The organism is Alkalicoccobacillus murimartini (assembly GCF_030813245.1).
In the GTDB taxonomy this organism is placed as follows: Bacteria; Bacillota; Bacilli; order Bacillales; family Bacillaceae_D; genus Alkalicoccobacillus; species Alkalicoccobacillus murimartini.
This window is the reverse complement of sequence record NZ_JAUSUA010000002.1, coordinates 623878-640598: the sequence shown is the minus strand read 5'-3', so window position 1 is coordinate 640598 and position 16721 is coordinate 623878. Positions and strand designations below refer to the sequence as shown.

General features: G+C 39.6%; 14 protein-coding genes and 1 pseudogene. 12 read left to right on the top strand and 3 right to left on the bottom strand.

Annotation, left to right across the window (positions count from 1 at the left end):
* Nucleotides 1–144: 144 nt before the first annotated feature.
* Together J2S05_RS09655 and J2S05_RS09650 are read left to right on the top strand one after the other, a co-directional pair.
* The gene (locus J2S05_RS09655; RefSeq protein ID WP_306982231.1) at nucleotides 145–765 is read left to right on the top strand and encodes a DAK2 domain-containing protein; all 621 of its coding nucleotides are present in this window, start codon (nucleotides 145–147) and stop codon (nucleotides 763–765) included.
* Nucleotides 766–961: 196 nt separating this feature from the next.
* Complete coding sequence (locus J2S05_RS09650; RefSeq protein ID WP_306982230.1) at nucleotides 962–2380, top strand: anion permease; 1419 nt, start codon at nucleotides 962–964, stop codon at nucleotides 2378–2380.
* 406 nt (nucleotides 2381–2786) lie between these two features.
* Here the strand turns inward: J2S05_RS09650 and J2S05_RS09645 are convergent, their stop codons facing one another.
* Complete coding sequence (locus J2S05_RS09645) at nucleotides 2787–3971, bottom strand: MFS transporter (protein WP_306982229.1); 1185 nt, start codon at nucleotides 3969–3971, stop codon at nucleotides 2787–2789.
* Nucleotides 3972–4128: 157 nt separating this feature from the next.
* Here J2S05_RS09645 and J2S05_RS09640 point away from each other — a divergent pair, with 157 nt between their 5' ends.
* Nucleotides 4129–5325 carry an ornithine--oxo-acid transaminase gene (locus J2S05_RS09640; protein WP_370873634.1) on the top strand — a complete coding sequence of 399 codons (1197 nt, stop codon included), beginning with the start codon at nucleotides 4129–4131 and terminating at the stop codon, nucleotides 5323–5325.
* Nucleotides 5326–5408: 83 nt separating this feature from the next.
* Nucleotides 5409–5669 (top strand): helix-turn-helix domain-containing protein, encoded by a 261-nt coding sequence (locus J2S05_RS09635; protein WP_306982226.1) that lies wholly within the window; start codon nucleotides 5409–5411, stop codon nucleotides 5667–5669.
* Between the two features lie 4 nt (nucleotides 5670–5673).
* Here J2S05_RS09635 and J2S05_RS09630 read toward each other — a convergent pair whose 3' ends face one another.
* Together J2S05_RS09630 and J2S05_RS09625 are read right to left on the bottom strand one after the other, a co-directional pair.
* Nucleotides 5674–6009: a helix-turn-helix domain-containing protein gene (locus tag J2S05_RS09630; RefSeq protein WP_306982224.1), complete on the bottom strand. Its 336-nt coding sequence runs from the start codon at nucleotides 6007–6009 to the stop codon at nucleotides 5674–5676.
* 263 nt (nucleotides 6010–6272) lie between these two features.
* A complete protein-coding gene (locus J2S05_RS09625) occupies nucleotides 6273–6398 on the bottom strand; it encodes an anti-repressor SinI family protein (RefSeq protein ID WP_306982222.1) in 126 nt (41 codons plus the stop codon).
* Nucleotides 6399–6636: 238 nt separating this feature from the next.
* Here J2S05_RS09625 and J2S05_RS09620 point away from each other — a divergent pair.
* The 8 genes and pseudogenes from J2S05_RS09620 to J2S05_RS09585 all read left to right on the top strand — a co-directional run bounded on the left by J2S05_RS09620 (nucleotide 6637) and on the right by J2S05_RS09585 (nucleotide 16671).
* Nucleotides 6637–7182, top strand: a pseudogene (locus J2S05_RS09620) (cysteine hydrolase family protein).
* A gap of 19 nt (nucleotides 7183–7201) precedes the next feature.
* Nucleotides 7202–8887: a nicotinate phosphoribosyltransferase gene (locus J2S05_RS09615; protein WP_306982220.1), complete on the top strand. Its 1686-nt coding sequence runs from the start codon at nucleotides 7202–7204 to the stop codon at nucleotides 8885–8887.
* Complete coding sequence (nadD, locus tag J2S05_RS09610) at nucleotides 8888–9505, top strand: nicotinate (nicotinamide) nucleotide adenylyltransferase (protein WP_306982218.1); 618 nt, start codon at nucleotides 8888–8890, stop codon at nucleotides 9503–9505. It abuts the gene before it with no gap.
* A gap of 12 nt (nucleotides 9506–9517) precedes the next feature.
* Entirely contained in the window at nucleotides 9518–9871 is a 354-nt protein-coding gene (locus J2S05_RS09605; RefSeq protein ID WP_306982216.1) for a PH domain-containing protein, read from the top strand.
* A gap of 527 nt (nucleotides 9872–10398) precedes the next feature.
* On the top strand, nucleotides 10399–12399 hold the full coding sequence (locus J2S05_RS09600) for a methyl-accepting chemotaxis protein (protein WP_306982214.1): 2001 nt from the start codon (nucleotides 10399–10401) through the stop codon (nucleotides 12397–12399).
* 153 nt (nucleotides 12400–12552) lie between these two features.
* Nucleotides 12553–14181, top strand: coding sequence for a DcuS/MalK family sensor histidine kinase (gene dcuS / locus J2S05_RS09595; RefSeq protein ID WP_306982212.1), 1629 nt, complete (start codon nucleotides 12553–12555; stop codon nucleotides 14179–14181).
* On the top strand, nucleotides 14159–14875 hold the full coding sequence (locus tag J2S05_RS09590) for a response regulator (protein ID WP_306982209.1): 717 nt from the start codon (nucleotides 14159–14161) through the stop codon (nucleotides 14873–14875). The genes dcuS and J2S05_RS09590 overlap by 23 nt, the downstream gene beginning before the upstream one ends.
* A 116-nt stretch (nucleotides 14876–14991) precedes the next feature.
* Nucleotides 14992–16671, top strand: a complete 1680-nt coding sequence (locus tag J2S05_RS09585; protein ID WP_306982208.1) for an SLC13 family permease — start codon at nucleotides 14992–14994, stop codon at nucleotides 16669–16671.
* Nucleotides 16672–16721 lie beyond the last annotated feature (50 nt).

Here is a 16721-nt window from a genome sequence, read left to right as displayed (position 1 = left end):
AAAATGAAACAAATAGACGAATGGTCCTAATTGGATGATTCGTCTTTTTATTGGATACTTTTGATTTGTCCACGTTGTTTTTAATATGAATCCATTCGGGTATGTAAGAAATAGTAGAGAATAGTTTAAGAAGGGATGATTCGCATGGAATTTTTCACAAGTGATGTAGCCAAATCTTGGTTTCGAATAAGCACTCAGGAGCTTTTTGAAGTTAACGAGTATCTGTCACTACTAGATAAAGATGTTGGAGATGGGGATCATGGGCAGCATGTTGCAAACGGATTTTCTGGGATAAAGTCAGAAGAGCTACAAAAGCTGGACACACTTGAACAGATATTCGAATATGTCGGACAAACACTAAAGACTGAGTCAGAGTCTTCATCCATTCCTTTATACGGAGAAGCATTTATGGAAATGTCTGATCATCTAAATGGAAAGGACGTGTCTATTACTCAATTTGGTGAGGCGCTACAGGCGGCTGTCGAAAAAATGAAAGAAGTAGGTCAAACCAAAAGGGGAGATAAAACATTAGTAGACGTGTGGTCATCTGTGGCAGATTCGATACAAAGCAAAGATCATCCAAGTTCATTAGTGTTTGAAGACGCAGCCAAAAGTGCACTGAAATCCTCTAAAAGGCTCGTAGCGCAAAAAGGTCAAGCGTCAGAGTATGGATCAAATTCGGTTGGTTTTCTTGATCCAGGTATCGTATCAAGTTACCATTTGTTCTTATCATTAACAAAAGCATTTGAACAAGGGAATCAATAATAGAAAAAGGACTTTCATAGAGCTGTTTACGATCGCTCAAAATGAACACATGGATTATCAATTGATGATTCGTGTGTTTTTTATTTTTTAATTAAATAAAGCAATAAATGAATGGCGATCTTCTTTTATCAAACACTAATAAATGATATAGTTTTGTCCGTATTAACCAAAAGAGTGTTCTTAATGGAGTGGGAAAATGAACAAGACATCTGAGGTACGTTATTTGCATTTATTCATAACGATTGCAATTGGAGCAATTCTTTGGTTTATTCCGACTCCAGCAGGATTGGATCAGCAAGCTTGGCATTTATTTTCTATCTTTGTAGCAACGATCATTGGATTAATTATTAAGCCGCTACCCATGGGCAGTGTAGCAATTATGGGTCTCACAGCCGTTGTGTTAACAAATACACTTGAAATTGAAGAGGCTTTAAGTGGGTTTCAAAATAAGACGATATGGTTAATCGTTATTGCTTTTTTCATATCAAGAGGATTTATTAAAACAGGACTCGGAGCAAGAGTTGCTTATTTATTTGTTTATCTATTTGGAAAAAAGACACTTGGGCTTTCTTATTCATTGATTGCCAGTGATTTGATGCTGTCTCCCGCTATGCCTTCTAATACAGCTCGAGCAGGCGGAATCATTATGCCAATCATTCGTTCTTTGTCTGAGGCGTATGGTTCTAGAGTTGGAGATGGGACAGAACGTAAGATTGGCGCCTTCTTAGTTAAGTCTTCTTTTCAAGGGGATATGATCACCTCAGCTATGTTTTTAACTGCTATGGCAGCAAATCCATTAGCAGTTCAACTAGCGAGTGATATAACAGGAGTGGAGATTACTTGGACGGGCTGGATGCTGGCAGCTATTGTCCCTGGTTTAATTAGCTTATTCATTATTCCTTTAGTTATCTATAAGCTTTATCCTCCAGAAGTCAAAGAAACACCTAAAGCTCCAACGATGGCGAAAGAAAAGTTAAAGGAAATGGGCTCACTTAAGCGTGAAGAATGGTTTATGATTTCGGTATTCATCATTCTTTTAGTCTTATGGATAGGCGGAACTACCTTTGGAATTGATGCAACCGTAGCTGCTTTTATTGGCCTTGTTATTTTACTTCTGACTCAGGTACTTTCATGGTCAGATATTAAGAAGGAAGAAGGGGCTTGGGATACGCTAGTCTGGTTTTCGGTTTTGGTCATGATGGCCAGCTATTTAAATAGCTTAGGGATGATTCCATGGTTCAGTGATCTTATGCAAGGAGCTGTTCAAGGGCTTGGTTGGACCTATACGTTAGTTATTTTAGCTGTTGTGTATTTTTATTCTCATTATTTCTTTGCGAGCAACACGGCTCATGTTAGTGCCATGTATGCGGCGTTTCTATCAGTTATTGTGGCGGCAGGTGCACCACCTGTATTATCTGCTCTAGTACTCGGGTTCTTTAGTAACTTGTTCGGCTGCACCACGCACTATGGTAGTGGTCCTGCACCAGCATTTTTTGGAGCAGGGTATGTGACACAACAAAAGTGGTGGTCACTTGGTTTTCTAATTTCTATTATTCATATTGTTGTATGGCTAGGAATTGGTGGAATCTGGTGGAAAATAATCGGATTATGGTGAACAGAATAACCGCAATTAGGAAAGTTTTTTAAACACATTAAAGGCCGAGCAATGATGTTTCAGACATTATTGCTTGGCCTTTTTATATAAGAATAAGCTCCCATTAAGAAAGATACTCTGATGTTTTAGGAGCTGGTAAGATGACCCGGTACTCCAGCAAGAAGGGTTCAGTGGCTAACTATATAAGGCTTTTCGCTATCGCTCCCGAAAATGGGGGCACGCTTACCGCGGGAAGGCATTGAACTAACCGGGCAAGCCCGTTTATTTCAATATGCCTTTTTATCCCGCAGGTGTCGGCCCTCCATTTTCGTCCGCTTGATTAGTGGTATTCTAATGACGCGCTATCGTTCTTCATTTCTTCTAACACGAGTTGTTGCACTGTTCCTTGTTTCTTTACTAACCACACTCAAGCAATACGTTTTCTAATGACAAAAAGAAAGGGTAGTCCAATTAAAGCCAAAATTCCTCCGAACCAGAACATTTCAGTTAATCCAAACCACTCAGCAATGGATCCTGCTAGAAGTGGCCCGAGGAATATACCTAAGGCATAAAATGATTGATAAAAGCCCATAACAGACGTTCTAAGAGAATCAACGGGTAGACCAGCTATTTTTCCGAGTAACAAAGGAAGTAAGAGTCCAAGTGTTAAACCAATGACAGCATGTACAATGCTTAAACTGATGAGGCTGTTTGTAAAGGGGACAGCAAACATAGCGATCCCTGTTCCAATAAAACTAATTAGAAGAATTCGATCAATATAAGCATCTCGTAACTTAACAAAAGCCAGTCCTAATGATGCAGCAGCGTGTGGAATAAAAAAGGCAATAACGAGCCAAACCAAGCTACCATCTGTTATCCCGATACTTGCTGCATATAACGGTGTAAACCCAAATATTGTGATAAACAAGATGGCATGTCCAATCATAGATAAGACGGTAATGGATCGCAAGGAGGGGACTCGTATTGTTTGCGAAATGTATTGTTTAATACGTACTTGTCCCTCCGGTCGTGTCTGTGGAATCACTTTAATAAAACATGCCAGAATGAATCCAACGAATGAGGCGACCACAGCTATCCAAAAAGGAAGCGTCCATCCGAAGCTTTGAACAATAAGTGCTGCAAGGGCCATGCTTGCAAATTGCGGCATAACCGTTAGGAACTGCAGGGTCCCCATCGCTCGAGAAGAATGAGAGCGAACGAAATACTGAGCATAAAGAATCGTGGCCATAACCCACATTGAAGCCGTGATTCCTGCTAGAAGACGGGCAGCTAAGATAGCCGCAAACGAATCGAAATAAACAAGAATGATCCCACTAATCATAGCGACAGCAAACCCTGCAATATAGAGTTGCTTCCGAATATGCTGCAAAATATCAGATAAAATACCTAGTGGAAAGCGTAGTAAAACCTGGGTCACTCCATAGCTACCTAAAATCATGCCTATAGCCGAATAAGAGAAATGTTTATATTCTAAGTACAGACTAAATGTAGGGACGTAAATATAAGTAGCAAACCAAAAACAAAAAACCGTAGATAGGAATAGAACGTGGTCTTTTGTTTGAATTACAGACTGTTGTGGTGCATTTGACATAAAGGCCTCCTATTTACGCTTAGCAAATTACTCATGGTGTACCTATCTAACCTATTACATCGCTATTGAGCTTGCAAGCTTTAATTAGCTTGCTGAATAGTTGGTACTAAACGTACAATGGAAATGCAGGACCAATTAGTGTGAGGAGGGATTTATGATGGCTACAACACACGACATTATTAAACAAACGGAACAATTTGGAGCGAAAAATTATCATCCGCTTCCCATAGTTATTTCAAAAGGGAAAGGGGTTTGGGTTTGGGATCCAGAAGGTACGAAGTATATGGATATGCTAAGTGCATATTCAGCTGTTAATCAAGGTCATTGCCATCCAGTCATTATTCAAGCACTAAAAGATCAGGCTGAACAAATTACATTAACCTCAAGAGCCTTTCATAATGATCAGTTAGGTGCTTTTTATTCAAAGGTAGCCTCTATTACAGGAAAAAGTATGGTTCTACCTATGAATACAGGAGCAGAAGCAGTAGAAACAGCAGTGAAGGCAGCAAGAAGGTGGGCATATGATGTAAAAGGTGTGCCGGATAATCTAGCAGAAATCATTGTCTGTGAAGATAATTTTCATGGAAGAACAATGACCGCAGTATCCTTATCATCTAATGCTGAATATAAACGAGGCTTTGGGCCAATGCTTCCTGGGATTAAGATTGTTCCATATGGAGACATTGAGGCTTTACGTGAAGTAGTAACAGAAAATACGGCAGCTTTTTTAATAGAACCAATACAAGGAGAAGCAGGTGTTGTTCTTCCGCCAGATGGTTATTTAGCAGAAGCCGCTGAGATCTGCCGTTCAGAGCAAGTATTATTTATCGCAGATGAGATCCAATCAGGACTTGGTCGTTCAGGAAAAATGTTTGCCAGTGATTGGGCTAATGTCATACCGGATATTTATATACTTGGGAAAGCCTTGGGTGGCGGGGTTATGCCAATCTCAGCCATTGCTGGAGATGAACGAGTATTGGGCGTTTTTGAACCAGGATCACATGGTTCAACGTTTGGCGGGAATCCTCTAGCCTGTGCGGTATCCGTAGCTTCTTTACAAGTGTTAGAAGATGAGAAGTTAGTAGAACGGTCTTTAGAATTAGGAAGTTATTTTATGGAGAAGCTTCAAACGCTTCAAAATCCAATTATTAAAGAAGTGCGGGGCAAGGGACTCTTTATTGGACTAGAACTTTCAGAACCAGCAAGGCCTTATTGTGAGAAGTTAAAAGAAACAGGATTACTTTGCAAGGAGACACATGAGAAGGTCATTCGGTTAGCTCCGCCTCTTGTTATTACAAAAGAAGAAATTGATTGGGCATTTAGCCAACTTAAAGGTGTTCTTGATCAAGCGTAAATAATCGTTAGAAAGGTCGTGAAAGCGGCCTTTTGTTCTTTATAAAGGAAAAAACATTGCGGTACTACCTTTAGGAACGTATAATGATGGGTAGGTCGTTCTTATTAGAGAACAAAAAAGGCATAAGGAGAATTAAGAAAATGGATGGAAAGAGAATTAGATCTCTAAGGAAAGAAAGGGGTATGACACTCAATCAACTTTCAGAATACTCTGGCGTGTCCAAGTCGTATATTAGTTATGTTGAAAGAGGTCTTCAGAAAAATCCGAGCATCGAGATCTTATCGAAGTTATCTAAGGCTATGGATATTACATTTATAGAATTAATAAAGCATATGGAAAAATAACGGTTTATGACTTTGATTGATCTTTCCGCCAACGATTAAACGCTAGAAATTCACGGAACTGTTCTTGACTAATTCCTGATTCTTTTGCTTCACGAGCCAGTTCAACCCATTCCTCATCCAAATCATTCGTGTTAGAGGATACGGATTTACCATAAAGCAATGTTTCAATTGGGACATTTAAGATAAGAGAAATCTTTTCGAGAAAGTGAATAGAGGGATTTGATTGAATATTACGCTCAATAGAACTTAAGTAGGATTTAGCGACTCCGGCATTTTCTGCTAGTTCTGATAAGGAAAGTCCTCTGTCTAATCTGCATTTTTTAACTTGATTTCCAATCATTTTAGGTAACCTCGCTTATGTCTTATACTAGTGGCTATTATAACAGCACACAGTTTGTTCTGTAAATAGAACATTACCTCTCAACCTTGACACAATACGTGATTGGGGAATGATTTTTCCCAATATAATTGGTGCATTCAAATAATAAACATAGACATTTGAAGTGGGTAAAAAGTGCTATTAATAAGGTAAAAACGTAATCTAGCACATCGCGCTAGATTAGGAAAGTAATTGTATAGCGCTGAATCATCAAAAGTGATAGACTACGACCCTTTTTTTTTCGTGTCGTGTATAAATTTCTTAATCTCTTCGATTGTTAAACCGATTTCTTTTGCTTCCAGCACTAAGTGTAACCACTCTTGATCATTTTTATCACAAATCCCCAACACCTCCAGAAAAACTATGTTTAAAAAGGTAATTTTTGTTTGATATACCGTTCATTATATAGAACAATCACTAACTTTAAAGAGAACAAAACCTAAAGAATACTTAATATATTGTCAAATCAAAGATTAGTTATTCTTTGATTTTTTTGCGTGATACAAGGTGAGAAAGTCGTTGCATGAATAGAAGGGTAGGACTAAGATAGTCAGTAAGGAAGTGACAAGACAGTAAAGGAGGAATAGGGTGAAGGCATTAATAAATATAGATTACACACATGATTTTATTGCGAATGATGGTGCGCTTACAGTGGGAACACCAGGTCAGGCTATTGAATCAGCGATAGTTGAACTAACTAAACAGTTTGTTGATGAAGGGCATTTTGTTGTATTCGCAGTAGATGCACATGATGAAAAGGATGACTATCATCCTGAAAGTAAACTATTCCCTCCACATAACATTCGTCATACATCAGGTCGGGATTTGTATGGTGCTCTTGGTCAATATTATAATGAGATTAAAGATTAACAACATGTCTATTATATGGATAAGACTCGATACTCTGCCTTTGTAGGTACAGATCTCGATAGTAAGCTTCGCGAACGAGGCATAACAGAGGTACATCTTGTTGGAGATGTCACAGATATTTGTGTTTTACATACAGCCGTTTACGCTTATTCTCTTCAATATAAGATTGTCGTTCATCAGAACGCGGTCGCTAGCTTTAATCAGGCGGGTCATGAATGGGCGCTTGAGCATTTCAAAAACTGTCTCGGAGCAACCATTTGCTAGTCCGATAAAGGAGTCACACATGTCACGCGAAAAAACATTATTTGATTACGTAGATGCAAAAGAATACAAGTATGTCCATATATGCAAAGCCTGCGGTCACCCACAATTTACAAAGACCAATCAATTCAAAGAATCATGTAAAAACTGCGCAGAAAGTACTGAGTACGAAGTGGTTCCATTCTATAATCCTGCGGAAGATTATGCGCTCGATGCCGACTATTATGCGATCACCATGATGTATGCTCTATGGAAACAAGGCGTTCACAAAAACCAAGTGGTGTATGATGATTTTTACCGGAAACCTCCTTTTGTTCGTGGAGTTGGGGACTACCGTGGAGAACTTGGGGGATATGTAGCTTTTGGTGGTTTAGATCATTTCATCGGTATCCTGTCTAATTTGTATTTTAATGAGAGTGACATTACCTATCTTCGCCAACAGCCAGAGAATTTTGATGAAGAATTTCTTAAAGACTTGCAATCATTACGTTTTAGTGGGGATCTTTATGCTGTGGAGGAAGGGAATTTGGTATTTCCAAATACACCGTGTCTTCGTATTGAAGCACCCGTCTGGGAATGTATCTGGATTGAGGCGATGCTCTTGAATACGATTAATTCCGAGTCACTGCTTTTAACAAAGGGCTCCAGATTAGTGACTGTTACAGGCGGAGACGTCTTATTAGAAATGGGTAAGAGACGTGCGCAGGGAAGAGACTCCAGTGTAAATGGGGCGAAAATGGCTTACATAGCAGGGTTTGATGCAACAAGTAATGTGAAAGCAGGAAAGAACTTTGATATTCCAATCACTGGGACCATGGCACATGTTTATATCATGTTTCATGCGAGCGAATATGAGTCATTTAAATCGTACGCTCATACATTCCCTCAAAAGGTGATCCTCCTACTAGATACAACCGACACATTAGAGAGTGGACTTCCAAACGCAATTCGGATCGCTCGGGACATGGAAGCACGGGGTCAAAAATTAATGGCCGTTCGGTTAGATAGTGGAGACTTAGCTTACTTGTCAAAAAAAGTCCGAAAGCGCTTGGATGAAGAAGGATTAGAATATGTAAAGATCTCTGCAACAAATGATCTAGACGAAGCGACAATTGCTTCTCTTAAGCAACAAGGAGCAAAAATCGATATCTGGGGTGTAGGTACTAAGTTCATAACAGCTTATGACAATCCTGCATTAGGTGGTGTACACAAAATCGTGGCGCGTAGTCCCTTTGAGAATGAAATGGACAGCCACGGGGGTGAGTACAAACAGGATGATTGGATTTCATTAATTAAAATATCTGAGAGTATTGAGAAAGTACTGAATCCAGGCCGTAAAAAAGTCTATCGTTTATATGATCAAAATCATATGGCGAAAGGGGACTACATTTGTCTAGAGCATGAATCGCTAGAAGGTAGAGATGAATTGATCCTAAAACATCCTTCAAATCCACTTAAATCTAAGATCATTCGTAACTTCACGTATGAAGAGCTTCATAAAAAAATATTCGAAAATGGTCAACTGATCTATGAAAAACCATCGCTTCCGGAACTGAGAGAATTTCATCAAGTGTCTAAGGCGACGTTTTGGGAAGAGTATCTGAGATTGGAAGTACCAGAAGTCTATCCAGTAGCTCTGTCAGATGAATTAAGAGAGTTAAAGGAAAAGATGATTGATGATAAAAATCTGGATCGAGAGGTGAAATAAGTGAGAATTGGTGTATACGGCTCTTCTTTTGATCCCATAACAAACGTACACCTCTGGACAGCTTCAACGATCCATCATAGGAAGAAATTAGATAAGATGTTGTTTCTCCCATCTTCAAAAGAGCGGCGTGATAAAAGCTTAATGAGTACGGATGAAGATCGTATGGAAATGGTGAAGTTAGCTATATCCGAGGATCCAAGGTTTGAGTTATCTACAGAAGAGATCGATGCCCCAATTGGAGAGCAATATACTTATTTTACAATGCAAAAACTGAAAAAAAAGTTCCCTAACGATGAATTATTTTTTGTGATGGGAGCAGACATTTTAGTGAATATCGGTCACGGTAGCTGGGTCCAGGGAGAAAAGCTTGTAGCGGAAAACCAGTTTATTGTTATGGCACGTGATGGAATCGACATGTTAAAGACCATCTCCAAATCTCCTTTGTTACGAAATGCTGATGACGGTCGATTCCATCTAGTAGATAAAGGGTTAGCGATGGAGATAAGCTCCTCCTACATTCGTGAAGAATTTAGTAGAGGTGGCGAACCACGTTACCTTCTTCCAGAGAGCTGTTATCAGTACATCATGCAGCACAAATTATATCGTGAATATGAATAAGGGGGGATTTGTTTGTCTTTTTGGAAACAGGCGGATAATCGAGAGAATCATCGGGAGAAGGCATCAGAATATTTACTTGCGGATGAAAGGCTGTTGCAGACCTATGGCCTTTTAAAGGATTTTGTTGCCCTCACAGATCGTCGAGTCATTTTTGTTGGTAGGTCGCTAATCTCGAATCGTTCAGAGGTTATTACAATCCCCTATCAAAAAATAGAGGAAGTTGCGATTCTCCAGGACCGAAAAATTGCTATCACCAATCCCGTACGTATCAGCACACGTTCTAGAAACCATCAATTAAATCTCGTTAAAGGTAACGACGCCCTAGGTTTTTACAATCAGCTTGTAAAATATGTGTTAAATACGTAAATACACAGAGTCCCACTAAAGAGTGGTGCTCTGTGTACTTTACGTTTTTAATCTTAAAATCATTCAACGCCTACTACTATGAAAGCGGACGAAAGTGGATCGATATGTAGTTAGGAGTTCTCTTATAAACATAAAACAGCCTTCTACTCCCTTTACTTAGGAAATGGAAGGCTGTTTTATATGGAGTCTGAGGTGAAATATATAGGCACACTAAAACGACGAATATTCCTAAAAAGGAACGTTCGATTCGTCATTCGTTTGCTCAGGACACAGCGGAAGGAGAAACCAAAGACTCCAGCGGGACCAGCACGTGTCTGAAGACATTGAAGTGGCGTACTTCCACTTCAAGGGCTGAGGCCGTGCCCGCGGAAAGCGAAGGTTTCTCCTGTAGCGGTAGCGAAGAGTCCTTATTATGATTGTAAACTTCTTTTACCTACCAACTTTATTTGGAACTTTTCTACACTTTTGTCTACTTCGAGCCGATACAAGATAAAGGAATGTCGTTCGTTGATGAGGAGTGGGAAGCAATGAAGAAAAAAGAGAAGAAACCTTCAAATAAAGGATTAAGCCTTCGAACCAAGCTTGTCCTCTCCTACTTGTTCATATTAATTTTGCCACCATTGGTTATTGGTTACTTTTCCTATGAAAGTGCTAAAACAAACACGGAGGCATTAATTAAGCAAGAAGCAAAAGAGAGTACTCAAATTTTGGATGAGATGATCAATCAATATATTACTTCACAAATTGAGAATCTCGAACTGATCGCAAGTGAGTTTGCAGATATATCGTTTGAGGAAACGAGTGATGAACGAGAAGCCTCTGCTTTTTTGGAGAAGTTTAATGTTTCTCAAAAGAATGTGGGTCAGGTGTTGATAGGAACCGATTCAGATACGTTTATCTATCAACCTACCTTTTTAAATTATCCTGATAATTATGATGTAAGACAAAGGTCTTGGTACAATCAGGCGAAACAGGCAGGAGGAGACGTCATCATTACTGCTCCCTATACATCTTTGGGAACAAAGAGGGTGTCTATTACCTTGGCCCGAGCGTTAGATAATGGTAGTGGAGTCGTAGCCGTTGATTTAGAATTAGACGACCTGACAAACATGCTAGAAACAATTGCTTTAGGGCAAGATGGTTATTTATTTCTTTTAGATAAGAACCAAAGCTATATCTCACACCCCACTCAAGAAATTGGAACGGTTGCTCAGGAAAGTTTCTTTGCGGACATGTATCAGTCAGAACAAGGTAGCTTTGATTACACCTTTGAATCGGAAGAGAAATTCATGGATTATCGTACAAATGAGCTAACAGGATGGAAGCTTGCGGGTACGTATCTCACAAAAGAAGTATCAGACGCTGTTAGTCCGATATTGTGGACAACTCTAGTGGTGATCGGTAGTACTCTTTTCATAGGTGCACTACTTATTACAGGAGTAGTTCGATCAATTACTAAGCCAATCCGCCAACTGGCGAAGGCTGCTGCAACGATTGGTACAGGTGATCTAAGTGAGAATACATCATTAAAGCAAAATCGTAATGATGAAATTGGTGAGTTAGCTTCGGCATTTGAGAACATGCGTGTTTCTTTCTCAACACTTCTAAAGGGTGTATTAGAAAAGTCTACTCAAGTCGCTTCGGCATCTGAACAATTACTAGCAAGTTCTGAACAAAGTACAAGGGCTACTGAACAGATTACAAGCGCTGTTCAAGAGGTAGTCATTACAACAGATAATCAAGGCGCAAGTATGGAGAACAGTGCCGGTAAAGCAGTGGATCTCTCGCATGCCGTTGAAGAAATTGCAAAGCATACGAATGTGGCGTCCGCTACTGCAGAGAAAGCTCAAAGTGTTGTGCATTTAGGAAGTCAGTCTGTAAAGACAAGCATGCAGCAAATGGACACGATTAAAAAAACGAGCGTGACGGTTGCCGAACGAATTAAACAGCTTGGAGATAGCTCAAAAGAAATCAATCAAGTGACAGATGTAATTAAGGAAATAGCAGAACAGACTAATTTGCTTGCCTTAAATGCGTCTATAGAAGCAGCTAGAGCAGGCGAACATGGAAAAGGATTTGCAGTAGTAGCGGAAGAAGTTAGAAAGCTTGCTGAGCAATCGGGAACAGCAAGCGAACAAATACGTGAGATGATCTTAGCTATTCAAAGTCAAGCAAGCCTGGCATCTGAGGCCATGCAAATTGGTGGGACTGAGGTAGAAAATGGAATCCGCGTAGCTGATCAGGCTAATGCGTCGTTTAAAACCATTGATCAGTATATTGAAGAAATGGTCGGGAAAATTTCATATGTAACCACTGAAGCCAATCAAGTTTCATCAGGAGCGAAACAATTTGTACAAGTATTCAAAGAAGTAGCTGCAAACTCTGCGGAAACGTCTTCTGAAATGCAAAGTGTTTCAGCATCGACAGAAGAGCAATTGGCTTCGATGGAAGAAATTTCGAGTTCGGCTGAGAACTTAACTAAGCTTTCTGAAGAACTTCATGAGCTCGTTCAAGTATTTAAATGGTGATTGTACAAATGAGCCCTGTCATAGTCATATGATGAGGCTCTCTTTGTATTCCCTAAAGGGACAGGCTATTCGTCAACTCTGTTCTCCTATCGCGTTCTTTGTTATAGTAAAGGTATTATTGAAAGGGTTATCTTTGGAAAGGTCGTTTACAGTGTGAGTCAAAAGAAATATTCCAAAAAAACATACAAATTAAAGACCATAATCATTTTATTAGTAGGTGTCGTTGTTCTCATTGCCCTTTTTTGTACGAGTGTACTCGTGGCATACGATAACGCCAAAACTACCAAGGCCTCACTCGAAGATAAGGTTTGGACCATCTCAACATCTTTTGCTAGGTCACCAGTGGTCATTGAAGGATTAGCTGAGATAACTACAAGAGAGCGTCTGCAGGAATATGCGCAAGAGGTTCTAGAGGAAACGGGTGTAGACTATATCGTTGTAATGGATATGGATCGCATTCGTATCACTCACCCCACGTCCGAACAAATTGGAAAAGAGTTTGTCGGCAATGATGAACAAAAAGCTTTTCAGGGAGATGCTTACGCTTCAACAGCAGAAGGCACATTAGGGGAATCGTTACGTGCGTTCATTCCAATTGAAGATGAAACCGGAGAGCAGGTTGGAGTCGTTGCCGTAGGTATTCTAACAGATCAAATCAATGAAGCAATTTACCGAAGTCAGTTGATGGTATGGTTAGGGGGACTTTTAGGTTTAATCCCGGGCATTATTGGAGCTGTATTTTTGGCTTCCAAGGTTAAAAAGTCAATGCAAAATCTTGAACCGGTTGAGATCACTCAGCTTCTCCAGACACGTGAAGCCATGTTGTCATCTGTACAAGAAGGCATTATTGCTATTAATTCAGATGGAGAGATTATTCTTGTGAACGATGCGGCTACCTCGATCCTTCATAGAGCAGGCTACAAAGAGAACCCGCTTCATCAAAAAATGGTCGAATTTCTTCCCGACTTTAAATTACACGACGTTCTGGACAAAGGAAAGGTTGAACGCAACCAACACCTGCAACTAAATGAGCTTGAGCTTGTTGTAAACCGTGTACCGGTTGACTCTAATGGCATTCGAATTGGAGCGATGGCTACGTTTCAAGATAAAACGGAGTTGATTCTAGCACTAGACCAGCTATCTGGTGTAAAAACGTATGCAGAGGCATTACGGATGCATACTCATGAATTTATGAATAAGCTACATGTTGTGTCAGCTATGGTTCACACAGAGTCCTATGAAGAATTGCAAACCTATATTAAAACGATCTCGACTTATTATCAAGAGGATGTTGGGTGGATAGCTAGACATCTTAATGATCCTGTATTGGTCGGTTATCTCTTAAATAAGCTTACGATGGTTAAGAATAAAGGGATCGAAGTGAGTCTTTCTGGTGATTCAGCATGGCCTGTCATCAAAGACCCGAACCTTTTAAACACACTCATTACAGTGATTGGAAATAGTCTTGATAATGCATCCGAAGCATTAACCTCTAAAAACAATCCCAAAATTAAAGTTACAGTAGATTGTGATGAGTTTGATTTATTGTGGAAGGTAGAAGATAACGGAATCAAAATAACTCAGGAAAAGCTGGATAACCTGGTTTCCAAAGGAAGTACAACAAAGGGCTCAGGACGTGGATACGGTCTACATCTGATGTACACCTCAGTAACAGAGATGAAGGGTGATCTAGTGATAAAGGCAAATGAAGATGAGGGTGTCACATTAACGGCTACTGTGCCACTACAAGGAGCGGAGTATGATAAACGTATTAATAGTTGAAGATGATCCAATGGTTGCAAAGTTTAATGGCATATATTTAGAGCGCGTCAGTGGATTCACATTAGTAGGAACGGCTAATAATGTTAGTGAAGCGAAGAAAATAATCGAAATAGAAGAGGTTCACTTAATTTTATTAGATATATATATTAGTCATGAGAATGGTTTAGACATGTTGATGGAGCTAAGAGAGAAAAAGAGTGAGATCGATGTCATTGTTGTCAGCTCTGCAAATGATCAGGCATCCATTCAAACAGCACTTAGATTTGGAGCTGTGGATTACTTGATGAAGCCATTTGAATTTGATCGCTTTAGAGAAGCGATGAATGTATATGCAAAACGCTTTCAACAACTTCGAACAGAGGCATTGAGGCAAGAAGATCTCGATCATTTATTTTTATCGAGAAGTCGCGTAGATGGTTCAAGTGAAGAGGAGCTTCCAAAAGGAATAACAAAGCATACCTTTCTACGCGTGTTAAAAGAAGTAATTAAGCTAGAGGGCTGGTTCTCGACAGCTGACCTAGCAGAGGCGACTTCCATCTCAAGAGTATCTCTTCGCAAATATTTACGTTACTTAGAAGAGAATGAATGTCTAGATCTTGACGTTTCATATGAAGGTACTGGTCGACCACTTCAACAATATAAAGTAAGTTCAAAAGGGAATGAATACATGTTGACGGTTCTCTCTAATGAGTAATAAGCGACTTTTAACACTTAAAAAAGTTACATAAGTCATATTATTAGTTAATTATAGTGGACGTCCAAGCCGATATCATTCAGAATTAGGTAAACGCTTACAATAGGAGGTCTAACATGAAAGCATTTACGCAAGGCGTATGGGAGAGCCTATGGCAATCACATCGTCAAACCAAACGATTAATAAATGTATTCTCATATCAAAAAGATGCGGCAACAGCTAAGAAAGCGGCCAAACAGGATAGTCAAGCGAATACAGGATCAAATGGATCATCCGATCAACAACCTAATAAAGATGAAGAGGTAAAAAAACCATATAAAAAGCCTCAAATTGTAGGGCTTATACTTGGTCCGTTACTATTTTTCTTAACGATGTTTTTCTTTCAACCAGATGGACTTTCTTTTGAGGGGAAAGCTGTTTTGGCTGTTACCCTTTGGGTTGCGACATGGTGGATTACGGAGGCTATGCCTATTCCGGCAACATCACTTTTACCGATTATCTTATTACCTTTAACCGGTGCTCTTGATTCTGGAGCGGTTACTTCTGCATATGGAAATGATATTATCTTTTTATTCTTAGGTGGATTTTTTATTGCAACAGCAATGGAAAAATGGAACCTTCATAAACGATTGGCTTTAGGTATTATTTCTTTAATCGGAACAAGTACTCAACGTATTTTATTAGGTTTTATGGTTGCGACAGGTTTCTTATCAATGTGGGTGTCGAATACGGCAGCAGTTATGATGATGATTCCTATGGGGCTTGCGATTACTGCACAAGTTGCTTCAGCGTTAAAAGGTAAACCCGAGGAAAAGGAGCTTCCTAAGTTTGAAAAAGCCTTAATCTTTGGAATTGGGTATGCAGGAACAATTGGAGGCCTTGGTACTTTAATAGGAACGCCTCCAAATATTATTCTTGCAGCGCAAGTTAATGAATTATTTGGCGTTGAAATCTCCTTTGCTCTATGGATGCTTTTTGCAGCTCCGGTAGTTGCTTTACTTCTTGTATTTACTTGGATATATCTTGGGAGATTTGCATTTAAGATGACGATAAAAGGATTGCCTGGTGGTCAAGAGGTTATTACCAAAGAGCGTAAAGCCTTAGGGAAAATAACATTTGAAGAAAAGTCTGTATTGATCGTATTTATTGTTACGGCTTTTCTGTGGGTAACAAGAGAATTGATTTGGACAAATCTATTTCCCGATCTTGATTTGAAAGATGGAATGATCGCAATGGTCGCGACAGCTGTGCTTTTCTTATTGCCTGCTTCTAAAAAATTCGGATCACGTATTCTAGAATGGAAAGACTCAAGAGATATTCCATGGGGAGTTCTTCTATTGTTTGGAGGAGGTCTTGCTATAGCTGCAGGGTTTACATCCTCAGGCTTATCTGACTGGATGGGAGAGCAGCTTCAAGTATTAGACGGCATGCATATTTTGATCGTCATTATTGCCTCTACCTTGTTAATTATGGCATTAACGGAGATTACGTCTAATACAGCAACCGCAACAATGATCTTACCAATCGTAGCAGCTCTTGCTGTCGCAATTAATGTTCATCCATATGCTGTTATGATTCCGTGTGCGATGGCTGCAAACTGTGCATTCATGTTGCCTGTAGGAACACCACCAAATGCGATCATCTTTGGTACGGGTAAACTGAAGATAATTGAGATGGTTCGTGTCGGGTTCATTGTGAATATTATAGCCACATTCTTAATTATTGCAGCGGTATATATGTTACTTCCTGTGCTTTGGGGTATAGATCTTACAACGTTCCCTGAAAATTTTAGATAACTTATAAACAGATGCTAGGAGATTTTAAAATCTCCTAGCATTTTTTTGCC